The organism is Bacillus sp. BD48, from assembly GCF_046566805.1.
Taxonomy (GTDB): Bacteria; Bacillota; Bacilli; order Bacillales; family Bacillaceae; genus Bacillus; species Bacillus safensis.
Window position 1 is genome coordinate 253,968 of record NZ_JANGFM010000003.1, and the last position, 18,126, is coordinate 272,093.

At 41.4% G+C, this 18,126-nt stretch carries 22 protein-coding genes; 6 read left to right on the top strand and 16 right to left on the bottom strand.

Annotation, left to right across the window (positions count from 1 at the left end):
- Nucleotides 1-11 precede the first annotated feature (11 nt).
- The 10 genes from deoB to ACLGGR_RS11310 form a co-directional block, all read right to left on the bottom strand.
- The gene (deoB, locus tag ACLGGR_RS11265) at nt 12-1,196 is read right to left on the bottom strand and encodes a phosphopentomutase (protein ID WP_111290531.1); all 1,185 of its coding nucleotides are present in this window, start codon (nt 1,194-1,196) and stop codon (nt 12-14) included.
- A gap of 153 nt (nt 1,197-1,349) precedes the next feature.
- The gene (xerD, locus tag ACLGGR_RS11270; RefSeq protein ID WP_251216585.1) at nt 1,350-2,240 is read right to left on the bottom strand and encodes a site-specific tyrosine recombinase XerD; all 891 of its coding nucleotides are present in this window, start codon (nt 2,238-2,240) and stop codon (nt 1,350-1,352) included.
- A gap of 6 nt (nt 2,241-2,246) precedes the next feature.
- Complete coding sequence (locus ACLGGR_RS11275; protein WP_003215798.1) at nt 2,247-2,474, bottom strand: YqzK family protein; 228 nt, start codon at nt 2,472-2,474, stop codon at nt 2,247-2,249.
- Between the two features lie 117 nt (nt 2,475-2,591).
- Nucleotides 2,592-3,044, bottom strand: a complete 453-nt coding sequence (gene fur, locus ACLGGR_RS11280; RefSeq protein WP_024422872.1) for a ferric iron uptake transcriptional regulator — start codon at nt 3,042-3,044, stop codon at nt 2,592-2,594.
- A gap of 110 nt (nt 3,045-3,154) precedes the next feature.
- On the bottom strand, nt 3,155-3,799 hold the full coding sequence (gene spoIIM / locus ACLGGR_RS11285) for a stage II sporulation protein M (RefSeq protein WP_251216584.1): 645 nt from the start codon (nt 3,797-3,799) through the stop codon (nt 3,155-3,157).
- Nucleotides 3,800-3,915: 116 nt separating this feature from the next.
- Nucleotides 3,916-5,046, bottom strand: coding sequence for a S8 family peptidase (locus ACLGGR_RS11290; RefSeq protein WP_349773738.1), 1,131 nt, complete (start codon nt 5,044-5,046; stop codon nt 3,916-3,918).
- Between the two features lie 111 nt (nt 5,047-5,157).
- Nucleotides 5,158-5,379, bottom strand: coding sequence for a hypothetical protein (locus tag ACLGGR_RS11295; protein ID WP_142945926.1), 222 nt, complete (start codon nt 5,377-5,379; stop codon nt 5,158-5,160).
- Between the two features lie 267 nt (nt 5,380-5,646).
- Entirely contained in the window at nt 5,647-6,099 is a 453-nt protein-coding gene (locus ACLGGR_RS11300; RefSeq protein WP_410973089.1) for a GNAT family N-acetyltransferase, read from the bottom strand.
- On the bottom strand, nt 6,086-7,267 hold the full coding sequence (locus ACLGGR_RS11305) for a TIGR00375 family protein (protein WP_251216583.1): 1,182 nt from the start codon (nt 7,265-7,267) through the stop codon (nt 6,086-6,088). Before ACLGGR_RS11305 ends, ACLGGR_RS11300 begins: the two co-directional genes overlap by 14 nt.
- A complete protein-coding gene (locus tag ACLGGR_RS11310; RefSeq protein WP_024422878.1) occupies nt 7,264-7,821 on the bottom strand; it encodes an NUDIX hydrolase in 558 nt (185 codons plus the stop codon). The genes ACLGGR_RS11305 and ACLGGR_RS11310 overlap by 4 nt, the downstream gene beginning before the upstream one ends.
- A gap of 168 nt (nt 7,822-7,989) precedes the next feature.
- Between ACLGGR_RS11310 and ACLGGR_RS11315 the strand changes: the two genes are divergently transcribed.
- Entirely contained in the window at nt 7,990-8,913 is a 924-nt protein-coding gene (locus tag ACLGGR_RS11315; protein ID WP_251216731.1) for an aldo/keto reductase, read from the top strand.
- 321 nt (nt 8,914-9,234) lie between these two features.
- Here ACLGGR_RS11315 and ACLGGR_RS11320 read toward each other — a convergent pair whose 3' ends face one another.
- On the bottom strand, nt 9,235-9,459 hold the full coding sequence (locus tag ACLGGR_RS11320) for a YqkE family protein (protein ID WP_060697244.1): 225 nt from the start codon (nt 9,457-9,459) through the stop codon (nt 9,235-9,237).
- Nucleotides 9,460-9,582: 123 nt separating this feature from the next.
- Here ACLGGR_RS11320 and ACLGGR_RS11325 point away from each other — a divergent pair, with 123 nt between their 5' ends.
- Nucleotides 9,583-10,497 (top strand): alpha/beta hydrolase, encoded by a 915-nt coding sequence (locus ACLGGR_RS11325; protein ID WP_410973090.1) that lies wholly within the window; start codon nt 9,583-9,585, stop codon nt 10,495-10,497.
- A 39-nt stretch (nt 10,498-10,536) separates the two neighbouring features.
- Here ACLGGR_RS11325 and ACLGGR_RS11330 read toward each other — a convergent pair whose 3' ends face one another.
- From ACLGGR_RS11330 to ACLGGR_RS11350, 5 genes are all read right to left on the bottom strand, one after another.
- The gene (locus tag ACLGGR_RS11330; RefSeq protein WP_142945931.1) at nt 10,537-11,799 is read right to left on the bottom strand and encodes a response regulator aspartate phosphatase; all 1,263 of its coding nucleotides are present in this window, start codon (nt 11,797-11,799) and stop codon (nt 10,537-10,539) included.
- A gap of 301 nt (nt 11,800-12,100) precedes the next feature.
- Nucleotides 12,101-12,340, bottom strand: a complete 240-nt coding sequence (locus ACLGGR_RS11335; protein WP_095408938.1) for a YqkC family protein — start codon at nt 12,338-12,340, stop codon at nt 12,101-12,103.
- 12 nt (nt 12,341-12,352) lie between these two features.
- The gene (locus ACLGGR_RS11340) at nt 12,353-12,679 is read right to left on the bottom strand and encodes an iron-sulfur cluster biosynthesis family protein (protein ID WP_024428050.1); all 327 of its coding nucleotides are present in this window, start codon (nt 12,677-12,679) and stop codon (nt 12,353-12,355) included.
- A gap of 79 nt (nt 12,680-12,758) precedes the next feature.
- The gene (locus ACLGGR_RS11345; protein WP_251216581.1) at nt 12,759-13,733 is read right to left on the bottom strand and encodes a GNAT family N-acetyltransferase; all 975 of its coding nucleotides are present in this window, start codon (nt 13,731-13,733) and stop codon (nt 12,759-12,761) included.
- Entirely contained in the window at nt 13,730-14,209 is a 480-nt protein-coding gene (locus ACLGGR_RS11350) for a GNAT family N-acetyltransferase (protein ID WP_075623443.1), read from the bottom strand. The genes ACLGGR_RS11345 and ACLGGR_RS11350 overlap by 4 nt, the downstream gene beginning before the upstream one ends.
- Before the next feature lie 280 nt (nt 14,210-14,489).
- Here ACLGGR_RS11350 and ACLGGR_RS11355 point away from each other — a divergent pair, with 280 nt between their 5' ends.
- From ACLGGR_RS11355 to ACLGGR_RS11370, 4 genes are all read left to right on the top strand, one after another.
- A complete protein-coding gene (locus tag ACLGGR_RS11355) occupies nt 14,490-14,939 on the top strand; it encodes a YfmQ family protein (protein WP_410973091.1) in 450 nt (149 codons plus the stop codon).
- Between the two features lie 153 nt (nt 14,940-15,092).
- The gene (locus ACLGGR_RS11360) at nt 15,093-16,325 is read left to right on the top strand and encodes a DNA polymerase IV (protein ID WP_410973092.1); all 1,233 of its coding nucleotides are present in this window, start codon (nt 15,093-15,095) and stop codon (nt 16,323-16,325) included.
- A 15-nt stretch (nt 16,326-16,340) separates the two neighbouring features.
- The gene (locus tag ACLGGR_RS11365; RefSeq protein ID WP_047202242.1) at nt 16,341-16,685 is read left to right on the top strand and encodes a YolD-like family protein; all 345 of its coding nucleotides are present in this window, start codon (nt 16,341-16,343) and stop codon (nt 16,683-16,685) included.
- Between the two features lie 200 nt (nt 16,686-16,885).
- Nucleotides 16,886-18,121, top strand: coding sequence for an MDR family MFS transporter (locus tag ACLGGR_RS11370; protein ID WP_048239277.1), 1,236 nt, complete (start codon nt 16,886-16,888; stop codon nt 18,119-18,121).
- Nucleotides 18,122-18,126 lie beyond the last annotated feature (5 nt).

Here is an 18,126-nt window from a genome sequence, read left to right on the forward strand (position 1 = left end):
GAGATTTCCCCCTATTTGAGTTTAGATAAAAAGCTTGTTCCGTATTTTGGCATCGTTGACTTGAAATTATCTGCAACGGTTGCCCCAAGATCAGCAAACGTTTTTGCTGTTGGCAGTTCATTTGCTTCCTGATGCTTTTTACTGTAAGCAATGAGCGGAACGTATTCTCTTGTATGATCTGTTCCGTGATGAACCGGGTCATTTCCATGATCTGCTGTGATCACAAGAAGATCATCCTCTTTCATCAGGTCAAACACTTCAGGAAGACGTGCGTCAAATTCCTCTAGTGCTTTTCCATAACCCTCTGGATCTCTTCTATGTCCGTAAAGAGCGTCAAAATCAACAAGGTTTAAAAAGCTGAGTCCTGTAAAGTCTGTTTTAAGTGTATCGACCAGCTTGTCCATTCCATCCATGTTCGATTTTGTTCTAAGAGATGATGTGATTCCTTCGCCGTCATAAATATCAGAGATTTTCCCGATCGCAATGACATCGAGCCCATCATCTTTCAATTCATTCATGACTGTACGGTCAAATGGTTTTAACGCATAGTCATGACGATTTGGCGTTCTAACAAATGCGCCAGGCTCTCCGACAAACGGACGAGCGATAATCCGTCCAACCATATATTTTTCATCTAATGTAAGTTCACGGGCAATTTCACAAATACGGTAAAGCTCATCTAATGGCACAACTTCTTCGTGCGCAGCAATTTGCAGCACAGAATCCGCAGATGTATAAACGATTAAATCGCCTGTTTTCATGTGCTCTTCGCCAAGCTCATCTAAAATTTCCGTACCAGACGCAGGTTTATTTCCAATAATACCTCGGCCAGTTTTTTCTTTTAGTTCATTTAATAGTTCATCTGGGAATCCGTCTGGAAAGACTTTGAACGGTGTGTCTATATAAAGACCCATGATTTCCCAGTGTCCTGTCATTGTGTCTTTACCATTTGATGCTTCTTGCATTTTTCCATAATACGCAAGCGGTTTTTCATCCGCTGGAATTCCTTTGATTTCTTTAATATGACTCAGCCCAAGCTTCGCCATATTTGGCATATGAAGCCCGTTCATTTTTTCAGCAATATGTCCAAGTGTATCTGCACCTACATCATTAAAATCAGCAGCATCTGGTGCTTCCCCAATCCCTACTGAATCCATTACGACGAGGAAAATGCGTTTATACTGATAATCAGGCATTAAAAAGCGCCTCCTTCAATATTCTTGTCTTTTGACCTTTCAAACAGAGAGAGGTCAGACATCTCAAGTATAAACCGTTTACAAGCCAGTTGACAACCATAAACGGTGTAAACATGAAAAAGCATGACACCCGTTCACTGTGTCATGCTTTACTTATGCCCTTGGATGGAATTTGTGATACACATCTTTCAGTCTTGTTTTCGTCACATGTGTATAAATTTGTGTTGTTGAGATATCGGCATGTCCAAGCATCTCCTGTACGGCTCTTAAGTCCGCACCGTTTTCAAGCAGGTGTGTAGCAAATGAATGTCTGAGCGTATGAGGCGTCAGTTCCTTTTGAATCCCTGCTTCGATGGCTCGTTTTTTTAAGTTCTTCCAGAAACCCTGGCGCGACATTTTTTTTCCGTGATGATTGAGAAATAGGGCATCTGACGGCTGTTTTTTTAACAGCTTGCTTCTTCCCTTTTCGATATATTCTTCAATCGCACTTGCAGCAGCTTCACCAATTGGCACAATTCGCTCTTTTCTTCCTTTTCCGAAACAGCGGATAAAGCCCATTGTGAGGTGAACATCCGCAAGGGTCAGATCCAGCATTTCACTGACGCGAATGCCTGTTGCATATAAGAGCTCAAGCATTGCTTTGTCTCGGTAGTCAAAGGGAGTGTTTTGATTTGGTGTATCAAGCAGCTTTTCGACCTCTCCTAATGATAGAACTTTCGGTAAAGTCCGCTCTGTTTTTTGCGTTTCAATGTTCCATGACGGGTCATCCGTTGTCACTTTTTCCCGAAGCAGAAATTGATGAAAGGAACGGATCGATGATAGATGCCGTACAGACGTTTTACTCGATTTTCCCTCCTCTTTTAGCTGCTTTAAATAATGAATAATATGCAGGCGTGTGACATCGCCAATATCCGTCAGCTGTTCATGTGTCATTAAAAAAGACAAGTAGTTCTGTAAATCTCTTTTATAAGAAACAATGGTATTTTCAGAGAGTCCTCTCTCTACAGTCATAAAATGAATAAAGTCGGATAATTGATCGTTCAATGATTTCTACTCCCCGTTTTGATAAAAATAAATCAATCGGTCTTGCCAGTTGTCTTGATTCGGCTGATCCATTTCCATCACTTTAATTGCTGCACCCTCTGGTTTATCATAACGATGGTAGCTTTCATATTCTGAATTTATCCATATCATAGCATAATAGAACAGGACGGTAAAACCAGTGAACAAGATAAATACTTTCATCACTTCACCTGTTGTTTTGAGCCATTTTCGCATGATCTTCATGTCCTTTCTCACCTTCTCATTACTTCAGCATATGCCAGGTAGGACAAGGAATATACAGCGAAAATGCAAAAAACCTCTTCATCTTAAATGAAAAGGTTCCAATTCGGATTATTTGCCGGATTCATCATCATGACACCGGTGGCAAATACCATGGAATGTCAATCTATGATCCTTAATTTTAAATTTCCAGTCACGTTCAATAATCTCTTCGACATCTTCTAATAAATCTTCTTCTATCTCATCGACTGTTCCGCATTCCATGCAGACAAGATGATGATGGAAGTGAGCGGCTCCTTCTTTGCGAAGATCATATCGCGAAACGCCGTCTCCAAAGTTAATTTTATCAACAACTTTCAGTTCAGTGAGCAATTCTAACGTCCGATAAACAGTAGCAAGACCAATTTCAGGAGACTTCTCTTTTACGAGGAGGTATACATCTTCTGCACTTAAATGGTCTTCTTCATTCTCAAGCAGTACTCTTACTGTTGCTTCACGCTGTGGCGTGAGCTTGTAGCTGGAAGAATGAAGCTGTTTCTTAATTCGATCAATCCTATTTTCCATTGACTTTCCCTCCTACGCCACATTACTTGATCATTATATCAAATGATGTGCTGAGAGCCAACTATAATCATTTTAAATTGATAAATAAATTGATTATTAATTAATAACAATTATAAAATAACACCTGCCAGCTTTTTCATCAGCATGAATGATACGTACGATTCAAAAAAGGACGAAAGTGCAGCAAGCGCTAAAATCATCAGCAGAACAGATGCATACCGGCCAAACCACTGGACGGGTGCTTGACTAATGGTTTTTTTCATGAAAAGCTGTCCAATGAGACGGATGGAAAACGCAATCGCACAGGTACCAATCACTAAATAGGCTGGAATAAGCAAAATGTTTTGCGGAAGCACCGATACGAACGAGAGAAAAAATCCACTCAGCCCCATTTGATTCACGAGAAAACCAACAGTAAATCCAACAACAATTCCTTTTAAAAAGATCATGAGAAAGATGAGCGGCAGACCAATGATGGATATTCCCAGTATCCACATAAGGCCTAAATATTTCATATGATGCAGAAAGCTTTGTATAAACATTTCTTTTGATTCTGCTGCTTTCTCATTCGTCAGCTGACCAAAAAATTGATTTAAATAATAGAATAAATCCTCTTTCTGACTGAATGTCATGCTATTGACAATAATCGCCCCGAAGATCACACCCATTAAAAAGAGTACAGAGACAAATAAATAAATCGAGAGATGATCTTTTACGTGCTGAAGAAGATGTTCCTTCCAAGACTTTTTCCGCATGTGTCTTCCTCCCAAATAGTAAGGTTACTAGATTCTATGAGAGAGATTACGAAACATGACAGTTTTATCGAAAGAAAAAAGAGAAAGCAGTCTGCTTACTGCTTTCTCTTTTTCAGTTATCGCGCGGCTTTTTGTACGTTCACAAGCCCTGCACCATAATAAAAAGGTTCTCCAAGTTTTGTTGCCGTTTTTGACAGTCTCTCACGCACTTCATCGTTTGTCAGATTCGGATGTTTTGATAGAATGACAGCCGCAGCCCCCGCTACATGCGGTGACGCCATTGACGTTCCGCTCATGTAGCCATATTCGTTATGAGGAATGGTGCTCAGCGTTGAAACGCCTGGTGCTGAGACTTCGATTTCCTCGCCAACAGATGAATCAAAGGCTCTTTGCTTTTTTTGGTCAACAGAGGCAACCGCCATCACGGAGCTGTATTTAGCCGGATAGTCAATCGTATTGAGAGATCCATAACTTCCTTCATTCCCTGCAGAAGCCACAATGAGAATCCCTTTATCATACGCTCGATCTACCGCTTCTTTCAGCGCCTCAGATTCACTTGCTCCCCCCATACTAATATTGATGACATCCATGTCATTCTCAATGGCCCATTCAATCCCTTTTATAATCCAGCTATAGTAGCCGTCACCATTTTCATCTGCCACCTTGACAGCATAGATAGAAGCTTTTGGCGCAACACCAATGACACCTACCTTATTATCTAATGCTGCAATTGTGCCTGCCACATGTGTTCCATGTTTATGCGGATCTACAAGCGGATCGGACTCTGCCGGAACAAAGCTCACCCCGCCGGTGACATGTAAATCCTCATGTTTGCCGTCGATGCCGCTGTCAAGAACGGCTACTTTGACATTCTGTCCAGCGTATCCTTGTTTATGTACCTTTTGTGCTTTGATGCTTTTGATGCCGTACGGAACAGTTTGACCGCTTGTTTTTGCTTTTTGGTCTTCCTCAATGAAGGTCACTTCTTTTGATTCATTCAGTTTCTTTTTCGATGTTTCATTCAACGACACTTTCATCATATCTATTTGCTCTATTGATTCTTTCACATGCCCGCCAGCTTCTTCTACAAGCTGTTTTTGTGTTTTGTCTTGAACGGAAGAAGAAAAGCCGATCATGTACTCTTTTTTTGCCTGCTCCTTTGCAGAAATATCTGACGCGCCAAACATGACTGATGCCACAAGCACACTTGCCATACAAAGCCCTGCTCCAAATGACTTGACGTTCACGATACTCACTCTCCCTTTCGTTTCTTTTTGTCATTTAACTACATTTTTAGACAAAAAGAAACGACCGTTTGTCCTATTTTTAAAAATTTTTCCATTTATTTGATCTAGTTGTCATAAAAAAGCAAAATAAAAATGCTTATGATCCTCTTGATAGTGATCATAAGCATTTCGTCCTTTATGTTTCTTCATCATGTGCTGCAAAGTTTCTTGTTTTGTTTTTGTCTTCCTTTCGTGTGTGCTAAAATGCGGCATGTCTCCTCTCGACAGTTCTGGATTTCGGCTCTGCTGCCTTTGGATATGCTCTCGTTTTTTCTTTGCTTTGCTTTTTCCCATTTGGCAAAACTCCTTTCTTTGACGTTATGATACACGATGTTACATAAAAAAGATAGACGTAAAAACGTCTATCTCGGATTGTTGACAAAGGCTAAAATGATTTTTATTTTAGCCTTTTGTCTTCTTTTCAGCGTGTTAGAAAACCTTTGCAGTCTAGGAAGGACGAGCACCGGAGCGGAGCGAATTGAAACATTCGTGAGCACTGGAGCGCAGACCTGACACTGAATGCGAGGGTTTGTCTACACGCTGAGATAGACGTATACACGTCTATCTTTCTGTTTTCACCATATCAAGATGCGGAATCCCATCTTCGCCATAAACATCTGTGACGGCCTTGAAACCAAATGATTCGTAAAATGACTTCAAGTAGGCTTGCGCCTGTATTTTAACACTTGTTTCACCTAGTTCACTAAGTTTTTCCAAAGCCTTGATGAGCAGCATCTTTCCATAGCCTTTTTTCCGGCCGGCCTGCGTCACAAGAACGCGGCCGATGGACGCCTCCTTGTACATGATCCCGTTTTGGAAAATTCGGCAATAAGCTGCAATGGTGCCGTTCTCTTTTGCGATGAGATGAAGCGCTTCTTGGTCCCGGTGATCAATTTCAGGGTAAGGGCATGTTTGTTCTACAACAAACACGTTGACTCTTTCCATGAGAATCAAGTAAAGATCCTCTTTTGACAATTGTTCAAACGTTTGACATGTCCATTTAATGTGACTCATGATTGATATCCACCTTACCATACACTCCGCCTCCACCAGCGATCAGTCCGACTTCACCCTTCCTTGCTTTGATGATGTAGTCCGCTGTCTTTTCTGGCAGAACGGCTTTTAGTTCTTGTTCTGTTGCTTGATGTAGAATATTCATCTCTGTGTGAAACACGGCTTTTAGCTTCTCCAGCGTTTTGGGTCCAACACCCGGAATAAACTGAAGCGGGAGCTGATGAACATAAGGAGGTCTCGTTCCTGTTTCACTTTCTTGGTCAGCAAGCTCCTTTAAACGCTCACTCACACCTTTTGTCATCCGGGTATGTCCGCATACGCGGCACTCTTCTTGATCTGGTGCGTGAGGTCTTACCCCGCATTTCTCGCAGGTCGTATGATAGTACTTCCCAAGCCGCGGAGCAAGTCCATAATTTCCTGTGACGGCTCTGCCATCTTTTTCTTCTAGGGCTAGCTTGAATTCTTCAAAAGAGGCATGATCCATTTGGATTTTTGTATATTCTCGCGCGATTTTCCCTAAAGAATGAGCATCTGAATTTGTTAAAAAGGGATAACGGTTCAGCTCACTCAGCTGGGACGCCATTGACGTATCGCAGCTAAGACCAAGCTCAACAGCATCAATAAGATCAGGATCAAATACTTCCGTTAAAGATGTGTTGACGCCTTTGCCGTATAGACTTTTATGGGGCGTGAATATATGAGCAGGAATAAACAATCCTCCTAGCTCTTTCACCTTGCGCTGAAGTGTTTTCCCATCAACATAGAGGCGCTGTGAACTCAAATGCACATTTTTCATATGAAGCGAAAGCCATGCGGAGAACTCAGACATTTTGTGTAGTGTGGGCATAAATGCAAGCACATGAATCGGACCCTTTGAATGGTCATCATTGATTTCTAATTCACTGCCTAAAAGCAGCACTGTCTGCCCAAATGATAAACCGCCGTCATTTAGTTCAGTGTACCTTCCTTCCTCTACACCCTCTATTAATTCTTCTAGGACTTCTGGAGATTGTGCATCAATCACACCAATCATCCCCATCCCTTTACTTTCTGCTGCTTCAATGAGAATTTGGTCAATTGTCAGTGACCTTGCACCTGTAATTTTGACAGCTCTGCCTGTTCTTGTTCTGCCAATATGAATATGGATGTCTGCAAAAAACTCCTTCATTTTGTTGACTCAAGTACCTCTTGCAGTTGTAAGTACTGAATGGCATAGGCCGTTTTTGCATCATAAATATGCTGCTCTTCAATAAGGTGCAAAGCTTCTTCTAATGAAACTTCCATCACTTCGACAAATTCATCTTCATCCAGCTCTCTTTTTTCTTCAAGCGGAACTAGCTGATCCGCTAGATAGATGTGGACAATTTCATCTGCAAAACCAGGTGATGTATAAAAGGCCGTCAGCTTTTGAAGCTGCTGCGTTGTATATCCTGTTTCTTCTTCCAATTCTCTTAATGCTGTATGTGCCGGCTCTTCCCCTTTTTCTAGTTTTCCAGCCGGAATTTCAACGATGGCTCTCTCTAGTGCTTTTCGGTATTGTTTGACCAAGATGATTTTATTTTCGTCTGTACGTGCAATGACGGCTACTGCACCAGGATGTTTAATGATTTCGCGTTTGCCTTGTTTTCCATTAGGCAATTCTACATCTTCAAGAACCAAATCAATGATTTTTCCGTTGTATAATTCTTTAGACGATAATGTTTTTTCTTCAAAGTCCTTCAATTTTGTCAGCTCCTCGTTCTACTTTCACTTTTTACTTCATTTATTTTAACATAGATGATTTAAGAGAAGCGAAAAGCAAAACGCTTGCTTCAATGCGCCATTTGAAATCACCTAGCTTGAATTCCTGATTTTTTTCACTTAATGTGAAAGGATAGGAGTGTGATGGAATTGAAAAAAAGACGAATTGGCACCTCAGATCTCTTGGTGAGCGAAGCTGCACTAGGATGCATGTCTCTTGGGACTGAAAAAGAAAAAGCGCTCTCTTTATTAGATGAGGCCATTGATCTCGGAATTAACTATTTGGATACAGCCGATTTATATGATTTTGGGACAAATGAGGAAATTGTCGGGGAAGCCATTAAAAACAGACGGCAGGATTTGATTTTGGCGACAAAAGGCGGCAACCGCTTTGAAAAAGGCAAACCAGGCTGGGACTGGGATCCTTCAAAGGCGTACATAAAGGAAGCAGTAAAACAAAGCCTCAAACGGCTTCAAACAGATTATATTGATTTATATCAATTGCACGGAGGCACGATTGATGACCCCATTGATGAAACGATTGAGGCTTTTGAAGAATTAGTAGAGGAAGGCGTTATTCGCTATTATGGCATTTCATCTATCCGTCCAAATGTCATAAAAGAATATGCCAAAAAGTCGAATATCGTAAGCGTGATGATGCAATATAGTTTACTCGACCGCCGCCCAGAAGAATGGTTCTCTCTTCTTGAAGAACAAAGCATTAGTGTCGTCGCAAGAGGTCCTTTAGCGAAAGGATTATTAACTGAAAAACCACTTTCTCAAGCAAGTGCAGCGATTCAAAAAAACGGCTATCTTCAATATTCATTTGAAGAGCTTCAGCAGATCATTCCTTCTTTAAAGAAAGTCGCTTATGACCTATCACTCACTGAACTGTCCATTCAGTATATACTGAAACATTCTGCGGTCAGTTCCGTTGTATTTGGCGCTAGCTCGGTGGATCAGTTAAAAGAAAATATAGCAGCCGCAAATGCACGTTCTTTAAGTGATCAAGAAGTAAAAGCATTGACTTACTATACAAAACCATCTGTGTACGAGGCGCACCGGTACAAATAAGAAGAAAGATCACATCTGTAATCTCTGAGATTGTAGAAAAACTTATGTTTTTCTACAATTTTTTATTTTAGCGTATGTATGATGATGAACTCTTTTTCATGCTCAACAGACTGTGGAGAAGTCTCTCTTGCATAGTTCCGTTTATGCACCTTTTTTCTGGAGCTGATTGTAGCTTATTCGATCAGTTCATCTGATAAAGTGGTTTTTTCTCTCTTAAAAAGAGAAGAGGGCAGAAACGTTTTTCTTTAAACACTTATGTTTCTGCTGTGGATCTATCTCAAGATGATGACATGAAAAAAGAGAGCTTCATTGCTCCCTTTTTTAGCTTTTATATTTTCTCCAGTCCAAATGACTTTCATCTAGCAGCTCGGAGAAGCTTTTGTTTTTTTCTTTTTCTTTCTGCTGCCGAAGGAGGTCTTGTCGTTTTTGTTCTTCTCTTTTTTCTGTTTCGACGGCAAGATTCTGCTTCATTTGAAGAAGCTGCTGTTTGACATCATCGTTTATGCCGTCCTTTAATTTCGCTTGATCTTGATTGGTCTTTTTCATTGTGCCTCTCTCCTTTTGACTTAGTGTATCATCCGTTTTATTTTCTGAGCAAGAGGCACGCCATTCTCCCAACATGTGGTATGATCGTCATAGAAAAAACCTCGGAAAGGAAGAATCGGTTAGATGAAGAAATGGATCGCTATATTTGCCTTCATATTATGTCCACTCGCTGCAATCGGTATTTTTTTCACCAATAAAATGATGTATATTCGAAAATTAACGGATGAAGAGCTCATCAAACGAGAATCAGATGGAGGCCATTATCATCACGAGGAATTTCAACAGCTTAAAAAAGAGAAAGTGTGTATTCCTTCAGCATTTGGTTATGATCTCCATGGTTATTTTGTGCCGTCTCCTCAAACAACACGCACAATCGTCCTTTGTCACGGTGTTACCGTCAATTTGATTAATTCCGTTAAGTATATGAAATTATTCCAAAGGCTCGGATGGAATGTGATGCTTTATGATCATAGAAGACATGGGATGAGCGGCGGGAAAACCACGAGTTATGGATATTATGAAAAAGAAGATTTAGCGCAGATCGTGCAGTGGCTCAGACAGAGACTCGGAGAAAGTGCCATCATTGGGATACACGGAGAATCAATGGGTGCAGTCACGACCTTGTTATATGCCGCAAAGCCGGAAGCAAACGCCAATTTCTACATAGCAGACTGCCCTTTTGCTTCTTTTGAGGACCAGCTTCTGTATCGATTAAAAACAGATTTTCGCCTTTCAGGAGAGTGGATTCTTCCACTAAGTGATCAAGTCTTAAAATGGCGGGACGGATACCGCATCCGGCAAGTTTCCCCTTTTGATGTGATCGATCAGGTGAAAGAACCTGTACTTTTTATCCATAGCCGCCATGACGACTATATCCCATGTGAGCAAAGTCAGCAGTTATATGCACGAAAAAAGGGTGACAAACAGTTATTTATTGCGCCACACGGTGCGCATGCTATGTCTTTTAGCGAAAATAAGGAAGCTTATGAGGACGAAATTCAAGCATTTCTTCAAAGGGTTGAATTGAATGAAAGATAAAAGAGGAGAATGAACAGCAGTTCGTCCCCTCTTTTTGAGCTAACTTATGCGATAGTCACCACTGTTGTATGGTGTCTGCCCGCAAGCTCCATATGGCTCTCTTCCGATTGCTGCTGACTCATGACCGATAATCCTGCAGTTGCTGCCAATAAAAGAACTATCAAACTCGTTTTCATATAAATGACCCCCATTTTGAATTTTTGATATGGCTTGAATTTTCCTTTCGTAAAACCGGGTAGATACTTCAAACAGTCCAAGCTCATTGTAATAATGAGCCGCATCAAGTGCCAATTCCTCAATATCTGGGTATAAGCGCTTGTCCTCGAGCAGGTCTAATGTATCGTCTATGATTGTTATGTCTGCATCAACGTACAATGCTTTTAAGAATTGAAATTTGCAGATGTAAATTTCATCTTCTAATTCACAGGCCTTTATAATACCTTGTTGATAGAGGGTTAATGACTCTTCTATTTGTTTTTGTTTAAACAGGATTTGTGTCAGCATAAATAGTGGGTCTAGAGAGCGATTAAGATGGGTTAAATTCTCCTTTTCAAACACTTCAATAGAGTCTTTCAGATAACGGCTTGCTTCCGCAAGATCGTTCATTTGATAATAACAGTTACCTAAGTTGAAAAGGGCCGAACCTATGACTCGAGGGTTTCCAATTGAGCGTGCTCGCTTTAGAGCATTTTTAAAGTAGGGCAATGCATGTTCATAGCATTTCAAATCATCATAGTTTGCACCAATGACAAATTCACAGTGGATGATTCTCAGCGTGTACGTTCTGTAGGCAGAATACGTATCTAACGCTTGCAAGGCATAGTGCATCGAAAAGTGGGTTTGTTTCATGTGGTAGTAAATTTCTGCTAATTTAAAGTAAAATTCTGCTCTTTCTATATCATCTGATATGAGATTGAGCTTTTTTTCTGCTGAGCGGTAATAAGCAATGGCACTTAAATAGTTTCTCTGTTCAAATTCAAACATTCCTGTGAAAAAATGAACATAATATTCAAGCATATCCGTTAATTTCGTTTGTGAATGTTCAATCGTTTCTAGCAAATTCTTAATCTCTTCATCATTCGAGGCTTTCTTTGCCGGTTCAAAATATTCAAGCATCACCTTGTGGCGAAAATCCATCAGCTGGTAAAACAATAACAAGTTTTGATCCTGCTCCATCTCGAGGATTTCCTGCTCGATCTCCGCCTTCAGCTTCTCTGCTTTCATCACATGAAATCCGCAAATCTGCCTATACCATTCGTTTATTTTGATTCCAACCTGAGGCGATGACAGCTTGAGCTTCAATTCACTTTAGCACCTCCCTTCTCATATACGATACATGTTGTATTCTATCACATTTCCTCGAATGGAAGAAATATGAAAAGTCATTTTTCGCAAAGTTTTCGGTATCCCGCAATAAACGCTGCAAATGCCTATTTTTCGGCATTTACAGCTACTATTTTTTCATTTCCAGCTTGCTCATTTTGTCGAATTGTTTGTTGAAAAACGGCTTTTTTCGCTTCAAAAGATCATTTTTCAGATTAGACAGCCGTGCGGTTTGATGAGATGATGAACGCACGAAAAAAACCCTTTCGAAAAAGGGCTTTTATAATACATCTGTTACTTGTTCCATATTCTCTTTGATCCAATTGACAGCTAATTCGAGCGTTGGAAATTCTTCCGTTTCAAATGTGACTTCATCTTGAAGAAGCCAAACGTCCTTTTTCACCGAATCCATTCCACCTATTGACCAATGCAAAAGACTATAGGGATGATTGTTATTTAAAAACGACACCCATGTTTTATTTTGTGCCGTATTTTGTATCACTTTTAGCTTTTGATCCACTACATTTCCACCTTACTTTACAAGTATACCCATTCTCGGGCTGAGTATTTGTTGAGGACTTTTCAACATGAGTGTGTTGGCTTTTTCATTAAAATCAATCGTCATTTCCTCGTCAAAAAAGACCTTTTGTGCTGTGTGTATGTACAGCTTAAAGAGCTGATTATGCTTGAGCTCTTCCCATTCACCTGTTCTTTCACCTGTGAGCCAAATCATTGGGACACCGCTTACCGCACAGCCGCACCCATCTGAATCATAGCGAAGAAGCAGTTCTTTTGTTTCATGCCCCGCTTGTTGTTTTGTAAGGAACGCTGCTGCTGGTTCTGTTATATGAATATACATGCCGAACATCCTTTTTTCGTTGATTGTTACATTGTAACATATCAGTCATCAATTAAACATGTTCACGCCTTGTCAGCTCTTATGTCTGATTATTTGTCTTAAACTGCTCTAACCAATTGTACGCTTCTTGTTCAATTTCTTTAATGAGCCCATCTTTTCCTTTCATATAACTTGCCATATCTTCAGGATAGGCCTTTGCCAATTGAAGCTTTTTATCTGCATAGGCTTTGGCACGGTCAGGTGCAGCTTTTAAATAATCTCGGAACACCAAATGCCTTTTTACATCATCATGTCCAGCTTCATAGGCGTGAACGTGATGTGTTCGGTTCAAGCCGCCTTTTCTAAAAAAACGTCTTCCCTTGAGTCCGTTTTCTCCGAGCGGTTCATATCCAAGCTGGCGAAACAGGTGATTACTCTCATCTAAGCTGCTGATATGTTTCACCTCTAGCAAGATATCAATAATTGGCTTAGCGGCCATTCCTATGACTGACGTACTGCCAATATGGTGGCCATATATCCAGTTGTCTCCAACTATCTTTTTCAGCTTGTCATGCTCATCTTGAAATTGTTCTGGCCAGCTCGATTGGTATTCAATCACTTCCACCTTTCGAAGCATCAACCGTTCCATTTTTGTTAACATCAGATTGTTTTCCACTTGCAAACGAGCCATCTGTTTAAACCCTAATTTTTCATATAGCTGGATTGCTGGTATATTTGCTTCCGCTGTTGTGAGCTCGATTGTTTTTTGATGCTGGATAATGGATTGCATGAGCGCTGTCCCGATTCCTTGTTTGACATGATGAGGGTGCACAGCTAACCGGCTGAGGATGATCCGATCGTCATGCAGTTCATATGAAGCGATTCCTAACAAATGCCCCTCTTTTTCAAATCCTATGAAAATCTCATCTGTTTCCATTATGTCTTTAACCGTTTCTTTTAAGGGCGGTAAATCTTGATAGCCAATTTGTTCTGCCTCCCGCTGATATGCGGCCAATTGGATATGTAACAGCTCTTTTGCTTGTTCTTTATTTTTTTGATCCAGTCTGATGATCATGCGTTCGCCTCCAGCCTTTTCACAAATAGCACCCGGTCTTCATGAATGCCGTCGTAATCTGAAAAAACTGAAATGCCATCCACTGTTTTATCTCCCTTTTCTATCTGAAAACCGAGCTTTGTATGGTAAGCAATCGAGACTTTATTCACAGGAGCTGTAATGGCCTTAATCGTTGTTCTTCCTTCCTTTTCAGCCGCTTCATAAAACGCTTGATAGAGAATTTTGCCAATCTTTAATTTCCGGTGGTCTGGATGTACCCCAACAAAGTGAATATACGCTTCATCTGAATGCGATTGCGATAAAAAACCGACTAAAAAGCCGATCAGTTCACCTTTTTCAACAACGACAAAACTTGTTTGCTGAAAATGTTCGAAAAATAGCTTTGGCAATTTTGCGCGCAAATCTCTGCCTCCCCACCAGCTTTGAATGACGGATGTGACCGCATAAAAATCTGACGGCTTCACTTGACGTATCATGATGGCCTCGCCCCTTTTCATTTTTAGCTGTACCGAGCTTTTTTTCACAAAAAATCAACTGTTTCAATAGTCTACCTGTCGGATCAATTGTTTGTAAAGATGATGTATGAGCCTTTTTTCCTTTCAGCTTTGTTGGTTCTTCGTTCTTTCGCTGTCATCTCCTTTTAAATCTTCACACTTATTTCAAAAAGTTCACTTTTTTTGCGAAAGTTTTATTCTTTTGTTATGTTAAGATGGTTCATATAGGAAATGGAACAAAAGTTTATTGGAGATGATGATATTGGTTTGGATTGTTACTTCACTTGTTGTGTTTAGTCTTTTAAAGCTGCTTGTCACTTCGCTGCCTTCTGGTGTTATTGAACGCCTTTTTAGTCGTTATGCGGTGCATGCAAAAGTAACAAGTGATCAAACAACGATGACGTTTCAAGGACGTCCACTCGATGATCAGCAAACATCTGAAATTATTCAACATTTTAATGATGCGATCTTTATTGAACGCTATTATATTTATCCTGGTGACGAAGAGCGTTTTCTTCATCCTCAGGAAGGGCCGGCGCCGCTTACTATGCAAACAAAGCTTGGCAAGCATGATGTGACCCTTTATCTGTATCATTACGATGACCACGTGGATGTGGTGCGGCAGTTTACCCATAAGCCTAACAAAAAACTAACGGCCTATCGTTTGCGTTCTGAGCCGCTCCAATCATCCAATAACTTGGCACATGCTTAAAATAGCCCATTTTACACAGATAAGACGAAGTGTCTCCACTTCGTCTTTTTTGTATGGATTTACACTCTTCTCTTTGAATGATTTACCAGTATCAATTTCACCTTCTGGCGGTTACAATGTAATACAGAACATACGTTCTAAGAGGTGAAAATCATGAATGAACGAGTCATTCTGCTTGTGGATATGCAGTCGTTTTATGCGTCAGTCGAAAAAGTGGAGGCTCCCCATTTGAAGGATGTGCCGCTCATCGTCTCAGGAGATCCCGAGCGGCGGAGCGGGGTCGTACTTGCGGCCTGCCCCCTCGCTAAAAAACGGGGCGTACAAAATGCATCAAGATTATGGGAAGCACAGGAGAAATGCCCTGAAGCCGTCGTCGTACGTCCACGTATGCAGCGCTACCTTGATGTCTCTGTCATGATGACAGAACTGCTTGAACAATATACAGATCTTGTCGAACCTTATTCAATTGATGAACAGTTTCTCGATATTACGGGAAGCGTGACACTACTCGGTTCCCCCCGCGAGATCGCTCAAAATATACAAACGACCATTATGAACCAGACGGGCATTTACGCACGTGTTGGCATTGGTCCTAATAAAGTGCTCGCTAAAATGGCCTGTGACCATTTTGCTAAAAAAAACACATCTGGCATCTATGAACTTCGTGCAGACCGGGTTGCGGATGATTTATGGCCGCTTCCGGTTGGAAAACTATTTGGCGTCGGCAAACGGATGGAGCACCATTTAAAACGAATGGGCATCAGTACCATCGGGACGCTTGCTACTTATCCGTTAGACCGGCTAAAAAAGCGCTGGGGAATCAACGGGGAGCTACTGCAGCGAACAGCTTTAGGGCATGATCCCTCCCCGGTCACTCTTCACACACATGATCAGCAAAAAGCGGTTGGGCATCATATGACCCTTCCCCATGATTATGCGTCTTTTGAGGACATCAAAGTCGCCATTCTTGAATTGAGTGAAGAAGTGGCAAGACGTGCGCGCTTTAAGCATTATGTTGGGCAAACGGTATCTGTTGGCGTAAGAGGCGCTGATTTTTCTCATCCGACTGGATTTCATCGACAAATCAAGCTCCATTCACCCACACAGTATGGGACAGATATTGCAGATGCAGCCATTCAGCTATGCCAGCAGCACTGGGACGGCCAGCCCATTCGCAGTGTAGGTATTACGCTCTCACAGCTGCAGCCTGACAGCCAATATCAGCTGAGTTTATTTGATCACCATTTTAAAAAAGACAGACTCAGCAAAGTATTTGATGCGATTCATATGAAGTATGGACCTGCTGCACTCTTGCACGCTTCGTCCCTAACAAGTGCAGGGCAGGCGTATCACCGCGCCGAAAAAATTGGTGGACATTACAAATAACGGAGGCGAACAGCCATGAATCCCAATAAATTAACACCCGGATACAACATCATGTGGGAATCAAGCCGAATGATGCTCCCAGAGCACCGTGAACAGCTGCTTGCTCAAAAACGGAAGAAAAAAGAATACACGCCTCCTCCGCTGAGCACTGATCAGCTAGAGGAAATGAATTTTTTGATCACACAGTCAATTACAGAGGATCAAGCCATTTGCGTGACATATGCCGCAGCAGGTATGAAACAGCAGTTTTGGGGCTGGGTGAAAGCCATTCATTATGAAACGCAGCGCATAAAAATCGTCAATGATGAAGATGTTCTCCACCTGTCCTTGCAGCAAATTGCCGCGATTGATCTTGATTAAATTGTCTTTAAGTGATCGTACGAATCAGCATATCTAAAAGACATAGAAGCACCGGGAGAAAAAAACAAGACTTCGAATTTACGGGGCCATTAAAAGCTCCTCTGCCATATGGCGGATGTCTCCTCCATCAAATTGTGTATTTAATTTGCACAATTTTTCATGTATGATTGGAACATCTTAACACTCAGGGGAGAAACAGCATGAAAAATAACTTACGAACTTTACATCCACTTAGTTGGACAATCATCATCGGTACCATATTCGGCCGGATGGCGACGTCCATGAGCATTCCTTTTTTAGCCGTTTATTTGACACAAGTCAAAGGGGCCTCAGCTTCTTCAGCTGGGTTAATCATTGCCGTCAGCTCTCTTATTGGGATCGTTGCGAGTTTTTACGGCGGCTATGTTTCTGACCGAATCGGCAGAAAAAAAGTCATGCTTCTATCCATCTTCGGTTGGACATTTGTCTTTGTTGGCTTTGCGTTTGCAGATGCCATTTGGGTCTTCTTTCTCATGAACGCTTTAAACGGACTTTGCCGGGCACTGTTTGAACCAACGTCTAAGGCGCTCTTATCTGATGTCACCCCATCAAGTATTCGGTTGTTTGTTTTTAATTTACGGTATACGGCCATTAACATTGGTGTGATCTTCGGCCCGCTGCTTGGCTTATATCTCGGGTCATCGAAAACAACGTTTCCTTTTCTCGTCGCTGCCTTCATTTATTTGTTATACGGATTAACGCTGGCCTGGCAATTTCAGAAGCATCCAGTTGCTGCTCCAGAAAGCACGAAACAAATCAGCGTCAAAAAAGCCCTTTCCATTATCCAAAAAGATACGGTTTTTAGCATCATCCTCATCGGCGTTACCTTATGTTCGTTCGGGTATTCACATTTAAGCTCAACACTGCCGCAATACTTATCAGCATCACCTATGATTGAGGATGGTCCTAAACTGTTTGGATATCTTTTATCTTTAAATGCAGTTGTTGTCATTGTCATACAATACCCGCTCATCATGATTGCGAAGCGCTACTCCACCATTTTGTCGCTGACTACCGGGAATATTCTTCTTGCCGGCAGTTTGTTTGCCATTGCTTTTTCACAGAGTCTCGGCATGCTTGCTTTCATCATTGTCGTGTTTACAATTGGGGAAGTTCTGCTGTTTGCGATGATGGATCTTTTTGTAGACAATATTGCAAAGCCTGAAGTGAAGGGATCGTACTTTGGCGCGATGGGATTTTCTCAGCTCGGCAGCGTGGTCGGACCATTTGTCGGCGGACTGTGCATTGACTATTTTGGCGCAGCCCATCCCCTCTCCATTTTTACGGTCTTGTCGATCATCACCATCGCAGGCGTCCCGTTCTTGCTCATTGGGTACTATCGTCTGAAAAAACGATCGGCAGCTGCCGTAGCTGTGAAAGTAAGTGGAGATCATTAAAAAAA